The 15,693-nt window shown below is 69.9% G+C and carries 19 protein-coding genes; 5 read left to right on the forward strand and 14 right to left on the reverse strand.

From position 1 onward, the window contains the following. Positions 1-5: 5 nt before the first annotated feature. The 13 genes from ACWEFB_RS17200 to ACWEFB_RS17260 all read right to left on the reverse strand — a co-directional run bounded on the left by ACWEFB_RS17200 (position 6) and on the right by ACWEFB_RS17260 (position 12,384). Positions 6-1,016 (reverse strand): ABC transporter permease, encoded by a 1,011-nt coding sequence (locus ACWEFB_RS17200; RefSeq protein WP_452286464.1) that lies wholly within the window; start codon positions 1,014-1,016, stop codon positions 6-8. Beyond that, positions 1,013-2,014, reverse strand: a complete 1,002-nt coding sequence (locus tag ACWEFB_RS17205; protein WP_452286466.1) for an ABC transporter permease — start codon at positions 2,012-2,014, stop codon at positions 1,013-1,015. Before ACWEFB_RS17205 ends, ACWEFB_RS17200 begins: the two co-directional genes overlap by 4 nt. Then, a complete protein-coding gene (locus ACWEFB_RS17210) occupies positions 2,011-2,817 on the reverse strand; it encodes an ATP-binding cassette domain-containing protein (RefSeq protein WP_452286468.1) in 807 nt (268 codons plus the stop codon). Before ACWEFB_RS17210 ends, ACWEFB_RS17205 begins: the two co-directional genes overlap by 4 nt. Next, positions 2,753-3,637, reverse strand: a complete 885-nt coding sequence (locus ACWEFB_RS17215; protein WP_452286470.1) for an ATP-binding cassette domain-containing protein — start codon at positions 3,635-3,637, stop codon at positions 2,753-2,755. Before ACWEFB_RS17215 ends, ACWEFB_RS17210 begins: the two co-directional genes overlap by 65 nt. A 401-nt stretch (positions 3,638-4,038) precedes the next feature. Next, positions 4,039-4,890 (reverse strand): ABC transporter permease, encoded by an 852-nt coding sequence (locus tag ACWEFB_RS17220; RefSeq protein WP_326559041.1) that lies wholly within the window; start codon positions 4,888-4,890, stop codon positions 4,039-4,041. Further along, positions 4,890-5,825 (reverse strand): ABC transporter ATP-binding protein, encoded by a 936-nt coding sequence (locus ACWEFB_RS17225; protein ID WP_452286472.1) that lies wholly within the window; start codon positions 5,823-5,825, stop codon positions 4,890-4,892. The genes ACWEFB_RS17220 and ACWEFB_RS17225 overlap by 1 nt, the downstream gene beginning before the upstream one ends. A gap of 135 nt (positions 5,826-5,960) precedes the next feature. Further along, positions 5,961-6,641: a response regulator transcription factor gene (locus ACWEFB_RS17230; RefSeq protein ID WP_452286474.1), complete on the reverse strand. Its 681-nt coding sequence runs from the start codon at positions 6,639-6,641 to the stop codon at positions 5,961-5,963. Next, positions 6,638-7,825 carry a sensor histidine kinase gene (locus tag ACWEFB_RS17235; RefSeq protein WP_452286476.1) on the reverse strand — a complete coding sequence of 396 codons (1,188 nt, stop codon included), beginning with the start codon at positions 7,823-7,825 and terminating at the stop codon, positions 6,638-6,640. Before ACWEFB_RS17235 ends, ACWEFB_RS17230 begins: the two co-directional genes overlap by 4 nt. A gap of 118 nt (positions 7,826-7,943) precedes the next feature. Next, positions 7,944-8,933, reverse strand: coding sequence for a hypothetical protein (locus ACWEFB_RS17240; RefSeq protein ID WP_452286478.1), 990 nt, complete (start codon positions 8,931-8,933; stop codon positions 7,944-7,946). A 93-nt stretch (positions 8,934-9,026) separates the two neighbouring features. Continuing rightward, the gene (locus ACWEFB_RS17245; RefSeq protein WP_452286480.1) at positions 9,027-9,512 is read right to left on the reverse strand and encodes a hypothetical protein; all 486 of its coding nucleotides are present in this window, start codon (positions 9,510-9,512) and stop codon (positions 9,027-9,029) included. A 17-nt stretch (positions 9,513-9,529) separates the two neighbouring features. After that, a complete protein-coding gene (locus tag ACWEFB_RS17250; RefSeq protein WP_452286482.1) occupies positions 9,530-10,729 on the reverse strand; it encodes a DUF6745 domain-containing protein in 1,200 nt (399 codons plus the stop codon). A gap of 156 nt (positions 10,730-10,885) precedes the next feature. Then, complete coding sequence (locus ACWEFB_RS17255; protein WP_452286484.1) at positions 10,886-11,170, reverse strand: hypothetical protein; 285 nt, start codon at positions 11,168-11,170, stop codon at positions 10,886-10,888. Continuing rightward, positions 11,167-12,384: a helix-turn-helix domain-containing protein gene (locus ACWEFB_RS17260; RefSeq protein ID WP_452286486.1), complete on the reverse strand. Its 1,218-nt coding sequence runs from the start codon at positions 12,382-12,384 to the stop codon at positions 11,167-11,169. The genes ACWEFB_RS17255 and ACWEFB_RS17260 overlap by 4 nt, the downstream gene beginning before the upstream one ends. A gap of 402 nt (positions 12,385-12,786) precedes the next feature. Between ACWEFB_RS17260 and ACWEFB_RS17265 the strand changes: the two genes are divergently transcribed. The 5 genes from ACWEFB_RS17265 (at position 12,787) to ACWEFB_RS17285 (ending at position 14,568) form a co-directional block, all read left to right on the forward strand. After that, the gene (locus ACWEFB_RS17265) at positions 12,787-13,623 is read left to right on the forward strand and encodes a helix-turn-helix domain-containing protein (protein WP_452286488.1); all 837 of its coding nucleotides are present in this window, start codon (positions 12,787-12,789) and stop codon (positions 13,621-13,623) included. Beyond that, complete coding sequence (locus tag ACWEFB_RS17270; protein WP_452286490.1) at positions 13,614-13,802, forward strand: DUF397 domain-containing protein; 189 nt, start codon at positions 13,614-13,616, stop codon at positions 13,800-13,802. The genes ACWEFB_RS17265 and ACWEFB_RS17270 overlap by 10 nt, the downstream gene beginning before the upstream one ends. 65 nt (positions 13,803-13,867) lie before the next feature. Then, a complete protein-coding gene (locus ACWEFB_RS17275; protein ID WP_452286492.1) occupies positions 13,868-14,056 on the forward strand; it encodes a DUF397 domain-containing protein in 189 nt (62 codons plus the stop codon). A gap of 73 nt (positions 14,057-14,129) precedes the next feature. Then, complete coding sequence (locus ACWEFB_RS17280) at positions 14,130-14,312, forward strand: DUF397 domain-containing protein (RefSeq protein WP_452286818.1); 183 nt, start codon at positions 14,130-14,132, stop codon at positions 14,310-14,312. A 67-nt stretch (positions 14,313-14,379) separates the two neighbouring features. Next, positions 14,380-14,568 carry a DUF397 domain-containing protein gene (locus ACWEFB_RS17285; protein ID WP_452286494.1) on the forward strand — a complete coding sequence of 63 codons (189 nt, stop codon included), beginning with the start codon at positions 14,380-14,382 and terminating at the stop codon, positions 14,566-14,568. Positions 14,569-14,689: 121 nt separating this feature from the next. On the opposite strand, the gene ACWEFB_RS17290 is transcribed toward ACWEFB_RS17285, so the two are convergent. Further along, entirely contained in the window at positions 14,690-15,688 is a 999-nt protein-coding gene (locus ACWEFB_RS17290) for a MerR family transcriptional regulator (RefSeq protein ID WP_452286496.1), read from the reverse strand. Between the last annotated feature and the right edge of the window lie 5 nt (positions 15,689-15,693).

The following is a 15,693-nucleotide window of genomic DNA, read 5'->3' on the forward strand; positions in this document are numbered from 1 at the left end:
GATGGTCAGCCCGAGCGGCGCATCCTGCGTGCCGCGTACGCGGCGGCGCCGATGATGATCACGCCTTGCACCACCTGCCGGAGCGACTGGGCAAGGCCGAACTGGTTGAGCAGTGAGAAGAGCGCCTGGAGGGTGAGCGCGCCCGCTATCGCCGCACCCACACTGCCCCGCCCTCCGCCGAGCACCGCGCCGCCGAGCACGACGGCGGCGATGGCCTGGAACTCGTAGCCGACCCCGGCCTCGGCGGTGACGCCGGTGGCGCCGCCGAGCAGGATCCCGGCCACCACCGCGCAGAGCGCGGAGATGACAAACGCGGTGGTACGCACCCGGCGTACGTCCACGCCGGACAGGGCGGCGGCCCGTTGGTTGCCCCCGGCCGCGTAGACCTGGTGACCGAAGCGGCTGTGTCCCAGTAGCAGCCACAGCCCGACCCCGACGGCGATCAGGATGAGCAGCGCGTACGGGAGGATGTTCAGTCCGGGCAGGCCCTCGATGCCGCGCCGGCCCAGTTGCCGGAAGTTGTCCGCCAGCGAACCCCTGGGCGCGCCACCGGAGCAGAGGAACACCGCGCCGTTGAGCACCAGCAGCATGCCCAGCGTGGCGATGAACGACGGGACCCGCAGCCGGGTGGTGACCAGGCCGTTGACCAGCCCGACCAGCACACCCCCGGCCAGCAGCAAAAGGATCAGCCACCAGGTGTTGGCGGGCTCGCCGTCGGAGAGGCGGGCGGCGACCACGACGACCGCGGTGACCAGCGCTCCCACCGACAGGTCGAACTCGCCGGAGATGATCACGTAGACCTGGCCGGCGGCGAGGATGGCCAGCGGGGCCGATCGGCGCAGGAAGTTGACGAACGAGTCGGGCTCGATGAAGACCGGGTTGCGCCAGGTCAGGACCGCGATCACCACCACCAGGATGACCCAGATCGGGGGCACGGCCCGCAGCGCGGTCCAGGCCCGTCGCCCGGCGGCGTCCTTCGGGGGTACGACCGGAGCCGGTTCCTCGGTGATCGTCACAGCCCCGCCTCGTCCCGCTGGGTCCGCAGCGCGTAGAGCGCGACCGCACCGACGATGATGACGCCCCGGATCAGCGTCTTGAGGAAGGCGTTCACCTCGTACTGGTTGAACACCTGGTCGATGACGGCGAGGATCAGCACCCCGGCCAGGGTGCCGGCGACGGTGCCCCGGCCACCGGCGAGTGCCGTACCGCCGACGACCGCGGCGGCGATCGACTCGAGGTCGTACCCGCCGTCGGTGCCGACCCAGGGCGCACCCGAGCGCAGCCGGCTGACCAGGAACAGCCCGGTCAGTACGGCGGTGACGCTGCACAGGACGTGCGCGGTGACGATCACCCGTGCGGACCGTACGCCGGAGAGCCGGGCGGCCTCCTCGCTGCCGCCGACCGCGTAGAGGTGGTAGCCGAACCGGGTGTGCCGCAGCACCCACCACGCGCCGCCGACCACGGCCAGCAGCAGGATCACCGAGACCGGCACCGGCCCGACGGCGTTGTAGCCCAGGCCCTGGAAGGCGCGCGGGACCGACCCGGTGAAGTTGGTGAACAGGGCGTTGAGGATGCCGCTGATCACCAGCGAGGTGCCCAGCGTGGCGATGAACGCGTTCACCTTGAGCCCGGTGATGACCAGGCCGTTGACCAGTCCGATCACGACCCCGAGGGCGAGGGTGACCAGCACCCCGAGGACCATCCTGTCCGGGTCGCCCTGCATCACGAAGGACGCGACCACGGCCGTGACGCCGACGGTGTACGCCACCGACAGGTCCAGCGAGCCGCCGATCAGGACGATGGTCTGGCCGACCGCGACCAGGCCGAGCGCCACCGACCGGACGGCCATGTTCTGGAGGTTGCTGACCGTCATGAAGTCGCCGCCGTCGAGTTCGACCAGCAACCAGGCGACGGCGAAGACACCGCCGAAGACGAGCCACACCGGGGCGCTGGCGAAACCGGTGCGGGGCAGCCCGGTTCGGCCGAGGGCGGGGGAGAGGGTCTGCGCGGTCATCGGGCGGCGCCTTCCGTCGTACCGTCCTGGATGGTGTCCCGGGTCCCGGCCCCGGCGATGGCGGCCACCCGGGCGGCGTCGGCCGCGCCCGTCGGGTCCGGCTCACCGGTGGCGAGCAGCATGATCTCGGCCTCGCTGGAGCCGGGCGGCAGCCAGCCGGCGATGGTGCCGTGTCGCATCACCGCGATCCGGTCGGCCATCCCGATCACCTCGGGCAGTTCGGAGGAGATCATCAGGATCGCCACCCCGCTCGCGGCCAGCTCGCGCATCAGCTCGTGGATGCTCGCCTTGGCGCCGACGTCGATCCCCCGGGTCGGTTCGTCGAAGATCAGTACGGTGGCTCCGGTGGCCAGCCACTTGGCCAGCACCACCTTCTGCTGGTTGCCGCCGGACAGGTAACGAACCTCCCGGTGCGGGGCGCCGCCGCGCAACTGCACCCGGTCCAGCAGGTCCCGCACCCCCACCCCGGTCCCACCGGCGCCGCGTCGGCCGGCGGTCCCCATCGCCCGGATCGCGAGCAGGCTGTTGTCGCGTACGGACAGCGGCAGCACCAGTCCCTCGCTCTTGCGGTCCTCGGTGAGCAGGCCGATGCCGTGGCGGATCGCGTGCCGGGGCGAGCGCAGCGTCCGGGTCCGCCCGCCGATGGTCAGGGTGCCGGCGGTGAGTCGGGTCGCGCCGAACAGGAGCTTCGCCAGCTCGGTACGCCCGGACCCCTCCAGACCGGCCAGGCCGACGATCTCACCGGCCCGCAGTTCCAGGTCGACGTCGTGCAGGATCCCGGCGCCGCCGCCGCGCAGGGTCAACCGGGGTTCCCCGACCTGTTCCGGCGTCGCCCTCGGCGGAAAGTAGTGGTCGAGTTCCCGCCCCACCATGAGCTGTACGAGCCGGCGGGTGTCGACCCGTGCGGTGTCCACCGTGTCGACCCGCCCGGCCGTCCTTGAGGACGGTGATCCGGTCGGTCAGCTCGAAGATCTCCTTGAGCCGGTGCGAGATGTAGAGCACGGTCAGGCCGTTGTCCCGCAGCCGCCGGATGCGCGTGAACAGCGCGTCCACCTCGTGCGGTGAGAGCGCGGCGGTGGGTTCGTCCAGCACCAGGATGCGGGGCTCGAAGGAGAGCGCCTTGGCGATCTCGACCAGTTGCTGCTGGGCCACCGGCAGCCGGCCGACCGGCGTACGCGCTCCGATGACGTCGTCGGCGCCGAGGGTGGCGAGCAGTTCGGTGGCGGCGGTCTCCATCGCGCGCCGGTCGACGCCGAGCCGCCGGCGTGGTTCCCGGCCGAGGAAGATGTTCTCGGCGACGGTCCGTTCGGGCAGCAGGTTGAGTTCCTGGTGCACGATGCTGACGCCTTTTTCCAGGGCCTGCCGGGGGTGGCCGAATTGCACCTCGGTGCCGTCGATCAGTATCCGCCCGCCGTCCGGCTGGTACGCCCCGACGAGGATCTTCATCAATGTCGACTTGCCGGCGCCGTTCTCGCCCATCACGGCGTGGATCTCGCCGTGGCGGCCGTCGAGGTCGACCCGGTCGAGCACGGTCACCCCGAAGAACCGCTTGGTGATACCGGTCATCCGCAGCATGACCTGGTCGGATGCGTTGTCGATCGGCGTTGTGTCTGCGTCCGTCATCCGCGCCACCCCCGCATCCGGCGACCCTTGGCATCGAAGACTAGGCATTGATGACGGTCATGTAAAGCGAAAGTTACGTACTCAGCCGTAAGACTTTTGTACCCGTAGCCAAAAGTTGATGTGATGCTTAAGGAAAGAATGTCCGGTCTATTGGGTATTGATGGTTGTTCATCGAACGATGACGAAGATCAATAACCGGCGGATCCGGGTCCGTCGAGGGGATACCTCGATCGTCGGCTGCTGGACCCTGTGGGGAACGGTCCGTCACAGGGCTGCGCAGCCGTGGATCAACCGGCGCCTGACTGCTCCCACAGAAACGAGCACCGCCCGCCACAGGGTCGTGGCAGGCGGTGCTCGGTCGGGTTCGGGAATCGTCCGGGTGCCCCGTCAGGGGCGGGGCGTCACGCGTCCCGTCGCTTGAGCATGATCGCGGCGGCGGCCAGGGCGACGACGACGTAACCGGCGAAGACCGCGAGTCCCGCCCACGGCCCGAGCATCCCGGCGCTCGGCGTGACCGCCATGAAGGACTCTCCGGCGTGCGACGGCAGGTACGGTCCGACCGCGTCGTTCCAACTGCTCGGCAGCAGCGGGAAGAGACCGGGTACGACCAGCATGGCGCCGAACAGGGCGCCGATCGCGGCGGCGGTGGCCCGCAGCAGCGCGCCCAGGGCCAGGCCGAGCAGGCCGACCCCGGTCAGGTAGACGGCCCCTCCGACGACCGCGCGGAGCACACCGGTGTCGAACAGGCTGACGCCGTGCTCGCCCAGGAGTGCCTGGCCGCCGAAGAACGCCGCGAGCGTGGCGACCAGCATCGCCACCAGGGTGACGCCGCCGAACACGATGGTCTTGCCCCACAGCACCGGCAACCGCCGGGGTACGGCGGCGAGCGTGGCCCGGATCATCCCGGTGGTGTACTCGCCCGCGACCAGGAGCACCCCGATCACGCCGATGATCAACTGTCCGAGCTGCACCCCGCCGAGGCTGGCGCCGACCGGGTCAGCGGTGCTGCCCGCGCCGATGCCCAGCGACTCCCCGCCGATCCGACCGGAGACCACACCGGCGAACAGCAGCCCGAGCGCGATCACCACGCCCATGGTGGCGAGCAGGCTGACCACCGTCGACCGCAGTGACCGGAGCTTGATCCACTCGGAGCGGATGACCCGGGCGAGGGTGACCCGTCCGGTTCGGGGGGTGCGCGTACGGGGGGCGGGGGTGGAGACCAAGCGGGTGGTCTCGAGGGTCGCGGTGCTCATCAGGCCGCCTTTCCGGCGAGTACGGGCTCGGGGGTGGTCGCGGAGTACTCGACCGAGTCGTGGGTCAGCTCCATGAACGCCTCTTCCAGCGAGGCCTGCTGGACCGAGAGTTCGTGCAGGGTCACGCCGGCCAGCGCGGCCCGCTCGCCGATCTGCTCGGTGCTGAGTCCGGAGACCTCCAGTACGCCGCGCTCCGCGCTGCTGATCTCGACGTCCGGGCCGACGAGCAGCTCGCTGAGCCGGTGCGACTGGGGCGAGCGGACGCGTACCCGGGTGGAGGAGGAGAGCTCGCAGAACTTGTCCATCGGCACGTCCGCGATCAGGCGGCCCTTGCCGACCACGACCAGGTGTTCGGCGGTCAACGCCATCTCGCTCATCAGGTGCGAGGAGATGAAGACGGTACGACCCTCGGCGGCCAGGTCCTTGAGCAGGTTGCGGATCCACCGCACGCCCTCGGGGTCGAGCCCGTTGACCGGCTCGTCGAGCAGGATCGTCGCCGGGTCGCCGAGCAGGGCGGAGGCGATGCCGAGGCGCTGCCCCATGCCGAGCGAGAAGCCGCCGGCCCGCTTGCGGGCGACCTCGTGCAGCCCCACCAGGTCGATCACCTCGTCCACCCGGCGCTTGGAAATGCCGGTGGTCGCGGCCATGGCGAGCAGGTGGTGGTACGCGGACCGACCGGTGTGCACGGCCTTGGCCTCCAGCAGCGCGCCGATCTCGTGCAGTGGCGCGGGGTGGTCGGCGTACCGGCGGCCGTTGACGGTGACGCTGCCGGAGGTGGGTGCGTCCAGTCCGACGATCATCCGCATGGTGGTGGACTTGCCCGCACCATTCGGTCCCAGGAAGCCGGTGACGATGCCGGGCCGCACGGTGAAGCTCAGATCGTCGACGGCGACCTTCTCGCCGTACCGCTTGCCCAGGTTCTTCACTTCGATCATGTCGGGTGCTCCTTGTCGGGGCGGTGCCGCACCCAGCGGCGCATGGCAACAACCATCGCCTTTGCTCGGGGTGCGCGTCGTCGTCTGCCCGTAGACACCTGACGTACTACAGAGGTGGTATATCGGAGCGACTACTCAGCGTGGTGGCGGTTCGCTGGGGCGTACCAGACCGCTCTGGTACGCGATCACCACGAGCTGCGCCCGGTCCCGCGCCCCGAGTTTGGTCATTGCCCGGTTGACGTGCGTCTTCGCCGTCAGGGGCGAGAGTACGAGCCGTTCGGCGATGTCGTCGTTGGAGAGCCCGGCGGCGACCAGCATCAGCACCTCGCGCTCACGTTCGGTGAGAAGGTCGAGTTGGGCCGGCACCGTGGCGGCCGAATCCTCCGGTTGGGACAGGAACCGGGCGATCAGGCCCTTCGTGGCCACCGGGGAGAGCAGCGCGTCACCCCGGGCCACCACCCGGATCGCGTCCAGCAGCTCGGCCGGGTCCACCCCCTTGCCGAGGAAACCGCTGGCACCGGCCCGGAGCGCCTGGAGGACGTACTCGTCCACCTCGAAGGTGGTCAGGATCAGCACCCGTACGCCGGACAGGCTCTCGTCCTCGGTGATCTGCCGGGTTGCGCCCAGACCGTCCAGATCCGGCATCCGGATGTCCATCAGGACCACGTCGGCCCGGGTTGTCCGGGCCAGGGCGACGGCCTCCACGCCGGTGGTCGCCTCGCCGACCACCTCCAGATCCGGGGCGGAGTCGACCAGCACCCGGAATCCGGCCCGGATCAGGTTCTGGTCGTCGGCGAGCAGCACCCGGATGGTCATGACGCCTTCTCCTGCCGGGCGGGCAGGACGGCCCGGACCCGGAACCCGCCCGGCACCGGCCCGGCGTGCATGGTGCCGCCGACGGCGGTCACCCGCTCCCGCATGCCGAGCAGGCCGTGCCCGGTCCCCGCAACCGGCTTGGCGGCCGGTTCACCGGGCGGGGCGTCGTTCTCGATCACGATGGTCAGCTCGTCCGGTTGGTACCCGAGTCGTACCTGCGCGGACTCGCCGCCGTGTTTGTGCACGTTCGTCAGGGACTCCTGCACCACCCGGTACGCGGCCAGGTCCACCGCCGGAGCGAGCGGGTACGGCTGACCGGAGAGCCGCCACTTCACCGCGAGCCCGGTCCGGTGGAACGAGTCGACCAACTCCTGGAGCCGGTTCAGGGTGGGCGTCGGCTCGGTCGGAGCGGCGGTGTCATCGGACTGCCGCAGTACGCCCAACACCGTGCCGAGTTCGTCGAGGGCCGCCCTGCCCGCCTGCCGTACGTGCCCGAGCGCCTGCTCGGCCGCCTCCGGGTTGGTACGCAGCACGTGCCCGGCCACCCCGGCCTGCACGTTGATCAGGGCGATGTTGTGCGCCATCACGTCGTGCAGGTCACGGGCGATGCGCAGCCGGTCCTCGGCGACCCGCCGCCGCGCCTCCTCCTCCCGGCTTTGCTCGGCCCGGGTGGCGCGTTCCTCGACCGCGACGATGTAGTCGCGGTGGTTGCGTACGGCGTCACCGACGGCGGTCGCCAGCCCGCTCCAGAGGGCGAGCACGATCTTCTCGGAGTCGAGCCAGGAGCCGTTGGACGAGGAGTAGATGGCACCGGCGACCAGGAGCAGCGCGGTGAAGGTACCGGCGACGACCGCGGTGGCCCGGTTCGTGGTCGCGGCGACGGTGTAGACGGCGATCACGACCGCGAAGGTGGAGAGGTTGCGGGCGGCGCCGAACGCGATCGAGGCCGCGGTGGCGGCGCTGCAGAACGCCAGCACCGGCAGCGGCCAGCGGCGACGCAGCGCGACGGCCGTACAGACCATGGCGCTGAAGGCGATCTCGCCGGCGCTCAGCTCGATCCGGGTGGGGGAGGGGTCCACCAGCGGCTCCCCGATGCTGATCGCGAACAGCCCGACGGCGGCAGCGGCATCAAGGGCGTAAGGGTGGAACCGGGCCGTACGCCGCCACCACCCCATATCCCACATACCGTGACGTTACGTCAATCTCGGGTGACCCTGCCACGCATCCCGGCGGCCCGCGCCGATCACGCCAGGTAACCGCGCATGGCCTCGACGTCGTGCGGCAGACCGTACGCGCCGAGCATCAGGGTGAAGTTGCCGGAAGCGCCTCCGGTCCCGAAACTCCCGGAATCCGGGCAAGCAGCGCGTCGAAGGCCGGGTCGGCCTGGGCGTCGCCGAGCTGCCGCAGCGCCAGGCAGGCGTACCCGGCCAGGTCGCCATCGTGGAACGGGACGCCGGCCCGACGGTCGCTCTGCCCGCCCGACCAGCTCAGCAACTCGGCGGCCACCCGTGGGTCGGCGGCCGGACCGTGCAGCCGGGCGGCGGCGACCGCCGCACCCCAACGCACCACGTCCCTGGGGTCGGCCAGTGCCGCGTCCACGGTCCGGGCCGCGTCGGTGTTGCCGGTGCCGACCAACCCGAGCGCGACCAGGGCGGTTGCCGCCACCTCGGCCTGCGGGTCGCCCGCCGCACCGACCAACGCCGGCACGCTGCCGGGCCCGTCCTCACCGAACCAGCCCAGGGCGTACGCGGTCACGGTGCGCATCTCGGCGGAGTCATCGGCGAGCAGGGTCCGGAACAGCGGTACCCCCACCCGGACCGCGTCGTGGACGGCCAGCTCGATGTATGCGAACAAGCGCTGCTGGTCCTCGTCGGACAGCGATCCGTAGTAGGTGTAGCGACCCTCGTTGTCCTCGTCGTCCGCCAGCTCCGGCGCCGCACCGAGCAGCCGCTCGCCGCCGGCGGCCCGTTGCCGGTACGACGCGATCGGGAAACCTTCGGGGAGCCAGGTCTCGTCGTAACCGATCGCCAGGGAGGTCAGCAGTTCCAGGATGGCGGAGCGCTCCGGGGTGGCCGGGTCGGCCAGCAGCTCCAACAGGAAGGGCACCGCGTAGGCGGTCGCCTCGTACCGGGTGCCCTGGTGGAAGATGTTGCCGTAGAGGTGCCAGCGTGCCTTTTCCCGTACCTCGGGGTCCGGTGAACGCAGGGCGATCAGGTGGTCGGGCACGTCCTCGGCGGAGCCGTACGCGTGCTCCAACTCGTCCCATCGGATCCGGGTCAGTCCTTCCAGCATGGGCGGGAACGTACAACAGGCCACCGACAGGGCCGGTCGGACCTGGACCAGGTCCGACCGGCGCTGCTACGGCTGACGGCCCCCCGTGTGGCCTCAGTCCGCGATCAGTTGCACCGCGGAGACTCCCCGTTGGGTGCTGCGTTCCCGCTGGCGGCGAACGAGATACGTGCCGGGCGCGATACCCGTTCCGCCGTGCTCGGGGTGGATGAGGTACGCCGGCCGTGTGGTCCGGAGCACGCCGATGGCCAGCAGTTGGTTGTCCCGGACGTCGATCGTCCATTCGCACACGCCCGGATCGGCGACAAGCGTGTGCGGGTTGCCGCCGCCCGCGCCGCGCAGCAGTTCCACCCCGCTCGCCGGTACCGGGCGCCACTGTGCCTGTCCGGACACGGTCACGTCGTCCAGGATGTCGAGCGGGATGACGATCAGGTCGCCCTGGGCCTGTAGCCCGTCGACGACCGGGATCGTCACCTGCCGCTCCAGGTGCTCCAGCACGTCCAGACCGATACGCCGGCTGAGGTCGCCAAGGGTCAGGTCGGCTGCGGTCGAATCGGCAGGGTTCACATCAACAAGAATCATGCTCATCACCTCTGAGGTCAGGTACGGCGGAGAAGGGTGGCGTACTGCGTTCCGGACAGCCCGTACGACCAGCCGGCGGCGGCCACCGGGTCGTCGATGTTCGCCGGCACGCTGAGCCCGTAGCGGCGCCGGTGGCCGTCGCGCTCGACCGAGCCGTTGACGGCCAGCAGGACCCGGGCCGGGGCACCCCACACCTGCCGGGGCAGGTCGTAGAGCTGTAGGTCGCAGCCGGGGTTGCCGGGATCGGCCGCGACCGCGACCAGACTGAGCCCGGCCTGGTCGATGTACGTGTCCCAGCCGATACGCTCGATCGCACAACGACGTACCTCGACGTTGCGTTCGGCCAGGATCCGTTCGACCGTCGGCTCGTTGATCACCCACTCCGGCACCGGAGTGCCGTGCCAGACGTACGCGCCGCTCCCGTCGGCGTACCGGATGGCCATCGCCCGAGGGTGGTGGGTACGCGTCTCCCCGTGCCACGCGCCGGGAGCGGCCTCGGTGTGCACCTCGGCGGTTCGCTCGGTGAGTACGCACCGCCCGTCCAGCGGCCACCACCACCCGCAGGACCGGGCGATGGCCGTCCACAGATCGAGTTGGGCGATGTCGTCCGCGCTGAACGTACGCCGGCCCAACCGCTGCCGGACGTCGTAGTGCGCGATCCAGTGGACGTCGTGCTGGCCGTACCAGCCCAGCCCGTTGATCTCCACCGCCTTCGGCGCCAGCGCGGTCCGCAGCGGGACGCGTACCCCGTCGTTCACCGACTGTCGGAGCGAGTCGCGTACGGCCGCGTCAAGCAGATCGTCGAGCCCGACGCCGGACGTCAGTGCCTCCAGCGGCGGTCGCGTCCGGGTGAGCCGTTGTTCCGGTGTCAGCCCCCACCAGTTGTCGGGCGCCGACGGGACTCGCCGATTCATCGAGGTACGGAGTTGGTGGGCGAGGGCGGCGAGTGCGATCGCGACGGCCCAGGGTCGGGCCGTGTCCGGGGGTGCGCCCTCCCACAGTCGGATCGGTGTTCCGCTGCCCGGCAGCAGTTCCGTGGCCTGTTGCGGTGAGTCGACCCAGGTGAAACGCGGTGGTGGCCTGCCGATGAGTCCGTACAGTTCGTCGATTGCCGCTTCTGCCGTGGTGCGGTCGGCTGGTGCGGTCGAGAAACCGTGTCCGGCCCATTCCGTACGCATCGCGGCAGCAGCCTGCCACCGCTCCACGTCCAGGGCCATGTCCCGTGAAATTCCCTTGCGGCGTAGCTGTCGCCGCCGGGTATGCGCGTTCATCGCGCGAGGGCGTCAAAGCCCTTTCTCTCGATCATGCGAGCCATGGTGCCAAGGTTTCGGAGGTCTGGCAAGCACGATTCGACAGCATTCCGATCGTTGGGCTCAGACCGATCTCAACCGACGCCGTACCGGGGGATCGGCAACCCAGCCGAGGAACCGGGCGTCGGCCTGCTCCCGGCTCAGGTCGTCCAGGTCGTCCGCCGCGCGGTCCCGGAAGCGCCCCATCACCTCGACCAGTTGGCGCCGGTTGTGCCGGTAGAGCGTCCACATCCGTCGGCGGAAGACCTGGCACGGCCATTCCTCGTTGTCGTCCCGGCAACGCCAGTCGTCGCCCGGCCGGTGCGGAGCGCCCATCGGATCGTCGATGGTGTCGTGATCGTCGGTCACACCAGTGCTCCCATCCGGTCGGCCAACTCCGTCACCAGTGCCGGCGGTACGCCCCTGGTCTGCCGAAGGATCTCCGTCATCACGCCGTGTGCGACCGGCCGACCCCGGACCTCGATTGGCGCGTGCCGGTCGGCTTCCAAGAGTGCCTCCCCGGCGCGGGTCAGGTCCCCGACCAGGAGGTGACCGCGCGCGACGTCGAGCAGGTGCTGCGCCCGGCGCTCCGGCAGCAGCCGATCGAAGGCCCGCCGGGAAAGTCGAGAGTGGACGGATACCGCCCGCCGACCCTCGCCCAACTCGACCGCTGCTGCCGCGCGGTGCAGCTCGACGTTCGTCGGCCCGAACGACGTCCGGTACCGGTTGTCGTCGGTGCCCAACCTGTCGGCAGCCACCTTCGCCTCCCTGAGCAGTTCTCGTACGCTCGCATCGTCGCCCATGTGGGCCGCCGCCATCGCCCCCTGCAACAGCAGCGACCCGTACACGGAGACCCGGTCGGGATCTGACCAGGTGGCGCCGTTCGGCGCAAGACGGTGCGCCATCACGACGTTCGCCTCGAACGCGGCTCGACTGTCGCCGGCCGCGAGGAGCGCGTTGGCGAACCTGGTCGTCCCGGTGCCGGCCAGCAGCGGATCGTCCGCGCGTTGCGCGAGCGCGATCGACCGTTCGGCGGCCAGCCGAGCCAGGTCGACCGCGCCCAGCTTCCGCGTCACCGACGAGATGACCTGGTAGACCTCCCCGAGCAGGTGCGCGGCGCGTGCAGCACCGTCCCGGGCGTGGCCCGTCTCGGCCGCCTGCGCATCCCGCAGGAGCTTCGGCAGCGCGCTGACCAGGGTTTCGTACCTGGCGTGCTGGAAGGTCAGCCACGCGTGCCCGACCGACCGGCTCAGCTCGTCCAGCAGCGGGCGGCTGTTCGTTCCACCCGACCCGGCGGCCGGGGCGAAGCGGGCGAGGGCCATCCGGACGGGTTCGAGGTCGATCAAGCCAGCCGGCCTGACGCGGGCGGTGTGCGCCGTGCGGTCGAGCAGTGCCTCGACGCCGACCTGTAGGACCGTTGCGAGGTGGTGCAGCGTCGAAAGGCTGTCCAGCCGGCGTTCGCCCCGTTCCACCTTGTCGACCCAGCTCTTGGACTTACCGATCCGGTCGGCGAAAAGCTGCTGGGACATCTTCCGCCGCCCCCGCCAGTAGGCCACCCGCCGACCGACCGGTAACTCCTCCATGCCTCACACCGTGCGGTCGCGCCGGACGCGGCCGGAAACCCCGACCGCGAAGAACTCGCTCGGCAACGCATTGTCCGCCGTACCAAATCGGCCGGCGTTTCGCGGACGTCGCCGGGTGCCGGGGGCCGGCGGAAGGTCCGGGGCCATTTCACGCGGCGGCGGTACGGGCACAGCCGGCTGATCACCGTCGTGGTTCTGCATATCTGTCTCCTCTCCGGAATGGAAGGGGCCGCCCCGCCGCACATACGGGTTGGGGGAAGGCGCGAGGCGGCCCCGCAGTCCCACCCGGGCTTTTGCCGACAGCTCCGAGCAGTTCCGCTAGTGACACTCTGCTGTGGATACGCATACTCTCGGAACCGATCCGCCCGCATCGTCAGGCGATCGCCATTGATCATTGTTGTGATGGGACCAGACTTGAAATCCTGGAGAGGTGTGGAACGCGTGGGAATCTCGCCCTCGGAATATCTGATCCGTGAACTCAGGCGTCGGCGTGTCGCCGCGAACATGACTCAGGTCGCACTGGGCCAGCGGACCTTCTGCTCCGACTCGCAGATCAGCAACATCGAGCAGGGGAAGGCAACGCCCACCGAACAGTTCCTCAAGCTGGCGGACGAGGCGTTGGAGACCGGCGGCTTCTTCATCAACCTCTGGGAGGAACTGGTCCGGGACTACGGCTCGCCCATCTGGCTCCGCGAGTGGCTTGAGTACGAGCGCGAGGCCCTTGCGCTGCGTGGATATCAGCCCGCGTTCGTTCCCGGCCTGCTGCAGACCGAGGCGTACGCGCGAGCGCTGTTCCAGGTAGGTGGCCTGTCGGGCGCCCGACTCGAAGAGAAGGTCGCCGAGCGGATGTCGCGGCAGGCGATTCTGGAGCGGGAGGACCCACCGGAGATCTTCCTGGTCATCGACGAGATGGTGCTCCGCCGCAGGTGTGGGAGCCCCGACGTGATGGCCGAGCAGACAAAACACCTGCTCGCCCAGATCGGGCACCCCAACATCCACCTCAGCGTCATCCCGCTCGACCACGGTCTGTACTCGGGCCTGCAGGGCGGGTTCGTCATCGCCGACCTGCCGAACGGGGCTCGGGCGGGTTACATCGACAACCAACTCGACGCCGACATCGTGGAGCGGCAGGTGGACGTTGCTAGGCTGAGTGTGCGGTGGGACAAGCTGACCAGCGAAGCTCTCCCCGCCAGGCAGACGCTGGACATCGTGAGGGAAGTGGCCCAGACATGGACATGATCGGCGCTCAGTGGCGGAAGTCGACCAGGTCGGGCACGAACGGCGGCGACTGTGTGGAGGTTGCTGACAACCTGCCCGGCCGGGTGTTCGTGCGCGACACCAAGGACCGCGACGGCGGCACCCTGAGTTTCGGCCCGGACGCGTGGCGCGCCTTCGTCATCCTCGCCAAGCGGTCTTGAATCGGCACGGTGGACGTGTCTCCCGTAGAGCGATCACCCGAGCCGATCAGGAGGGCGGCAGCGTCATGGACCTGACCGGTGCCATCTGGCGGAAGTCGACCCGTAGCCCCAACGGCGGCTCGACGTGTGTCGAGGTGGCGAAGAACCTTCCCGGTGTTGTCGGTGTGCGGGACAGCAAGGACCCGACCGGTCCGGCGCTGACCTTCGTCCCGGACGCGTGGCGCGCCTTCGTGACCCTCGCCAAGCGGCCCTGAGCTGGCCGAGCGTGGACGCGTCTGCCGCAGGGTGATCATTCGGACTGATCAGGAAGGCGGTTGCATGATGGACGTGACCGGTGCCGTCTGGCGGAAGTCGACCAGGTCGGGGACGAACGGTGGCGCGTGTGTGGAGGTCGCGGACAACCTGCCCGGCCGGGTGTTGGTACGCGACACCAAGGATCGGGACGGCGGCACCCTGAGTTTCGCCCCGGACGCGTGGCAGGCCTTCGTGCTCCTCGCGAAGCGGTCTTGAACCGGCACTCGTGGACGAGTCTCCCGCAGAGTGATCTGCATGTACCGATCAGAAGGGCGGCAGCGTTATGGATCTGACCGGTGCTATCTGGCGGAAGTCGACCCGTAGCGACAACGGGGGCTCGACGTGTGTCGAGGTGGCGAAGAACCTTCCCGGTGTTGTCGGTGTGCGGGACAGCATGGACCCGACCGGTCCGGCGCTGACCTTCGTCCCGGACGTGTGGCGCGCCTTCGTGACCCTCGCCAAGCACCACTGACTGACTTCGTCCGACGCCCCCACGCCGGCTGTGACGGTTTGCTGCCGCTCCAGGGGCAGTGGACCGCCACAGCGTCAGCGGCGTCGTCCCGATGATCTGGGTGGCCGTCCGGGGAGGTTCGTTAGCGCGCGTCGCGCAGCTTAAGGATGTACGTGGCGGTGAGGGCGACGGCACGGTCGTCGTCATTCGACAGATCCGCGAGCGCACGTGTTGCCGTGGTCCCCGGGATGTCCGCGAGCGCCTGGGTCAGCCGCAAACGTGCGGGCGGTTCCACGGTGTCGGGGGCGAGGCGGTCAACGAGCCTGGTGGCGATCTGGTCCGCCAACGCGGGATCACTTGCCAGCGCGCCCAGCGCGTCGGCCGCGTCGACGTCGTTCGTCTCCGCGACGATCATGTCGACGAGCGTGGGGACCGCGTCGGCCACCCCGCGTGCCCCGAGCGCCAGGGCCGCGTACCTGCGGACCACGAGGTCCGAGTTCGCGAGGGCTTCCCGCAGCAGTACGGTCGCGTCACCGCTCGGGATCTCGGCAATGGACTGGACGGCGCGTTTGCGTACGTCGGCTGCTGGTGCGCCGAGGCCCTGCGCCAGCGGTGCCAAGCCGGCATCGCCCGACTGCGCCAATGCCCATCGGAGGGCTCCGGCGACGTTCGGGTCCGTCTCGTTGAGCACCGCCTCGACCAGTGCCTCCACCGGCACCGGAACCACGGAGGACAGGGCCGCCTGCTGGCGTTTCCCGGCGCTCTCCGACCCCAACGCGTGGAGCAGCGCGACGATCTGGAGGACCTCCTCCCAGCCGGCGGGTTCCGCGGCACCGATCCGTTGGAGTCGGGTGAGCAGCTCCGTCTCAGCCGCAATGCGCTTCCGGGTCTGCCCGATGAGGTCGTCAACCAGGACCGAGGGCGTGAAGCCGGGCTCGTCGAGTGCGCGCCCGACCTCACGCAGCGACAACCCCAGTGACCGCAGGCTCTCGATATGGAAGATCCGGCGGATGTCCTCGCTGGAGTACTCCCGATAGCCGGCGTGGGTACGACCCGTTGGGCGTACCAGGCCCAGCGTGTCGTAATGCCTGAGCATGCGGGCGCTGACCCCGGACCGTCGCGCCACATCACCGATCAACACTGCCT

The organism is Micromonospora sp. NPDC004704 (genome assembly GCF_053601675.1).

What these genes read in the sequence shown, in the direction of transcription:
- ACWEFB_RS17205 (WP_452286466.1), bottom strand. Translation starts at nt 2,014, where the DNA reads ATGACCGCGCAGACCCTCTCCCCCGCCCTCGGCCGAACCGGGCTGCCC.
- ACWEFB_RS17215 (WP_452286470.1), bottom strand. Translation starts at nt 3,637, where the DNA reads ATGACGGACGCAGACACAACGCCGATCGACAACGCATCCGACCAGGTC.
- ACWEFB_RS17220 (WP_326559041.1), bottom strand. Translation starts at nt 4,890, where the DNA reads ATGAGCACCGCGACCCTCGAGACCACCCGCTTGGTCTCCACCCCCGCC.
- ACWEFB_RS17225 (WP_452286472.1), bottom strand. Translation starts at nt 5,825, where the DNA reads ATGATCGAAGTGAAGAACCTGGGCAAGCGGTACGGCGAGAAGGTCGCC.
- ACWEFB_RS17230 (WP_452286474.1), bottom strand. Translation starts at nt 6,641, where the DNA reads ATGACCATCCGGGTGCTGCTCGCCGACGACCAGAACCTGATCCGGGCC.
- ACWEFB_RS17235 (WP_452286476.1), bottom strand. Translation starts at nt 7,825, where the DNA reads ATGTGGGATATGGGGTGGTGGCGGCGTACGGCCCGGTTCCACCCTTAC.
- ACWEFB_RS17240 (WP_452286478.1), bottom strand. Translation starts at nt 8,933, where the DNA reads ATGCTGGAAGGACTGACCCGGATCCGATGGGACGAGTTGGAGCACGCG.
- ACWEFB_RS17245 (WP_452286480.1), bottom strand. Translation starts at nt 9,512, where the DNA reads ATGATTCTTGTTGATGTGAACCCTGCCGATTCGACCGCAGCCGACCTG.
- ACWEFB_RS17250 (WP_452286482.1), bottom strand. Translation starts at nt 10,729, where the DNA reads ATGGCCCTGGACGTGGAGCGGTGGCAGGCTGCTGCCGCGATGCGTACG.
- ACWEFB_RS17260 (WP_452286486.1), bottom strand. Translation starts at nt 12,384, where the DNA reads ATGGAGGAGTTACCGGTCGGTCGGCGGGTGGCCTACTGGCGGGGGCGG.
- ACWEFB_RS17265 (WP_452286488.1), top strand. Translation starts at nt 12,787, where the DNA reads ATGGGACCAGACTTGAAATCCTGGAGAGGTGTGGAACGCGTGGGAATC.
- ACWEFB_RS17270 (WP_452286490.1), top strand. Translation starts at nt 13,614, where the DNA reads ATGGACATGATCGGCGCTCAGTGGCGGAAGTCGACCAGGTCGGGCACG.
- ACWEFB_RS17275 (WP_452286492.1), top strand. Translation starts at nt 13,868, where the DNA reads ATGGACCTGACCGGTGCCATCTGGCGGAAGTCGACCCGTAGCCCCAAC.
- ACWEFB_RS17285 (WP_452286494.1), top strand. Translation starts at nt 14,380, where the DNA reads ATGGATCTGACCGGTGCTATCTGGCGGAAGTCGACCCGTAGCGACAAC.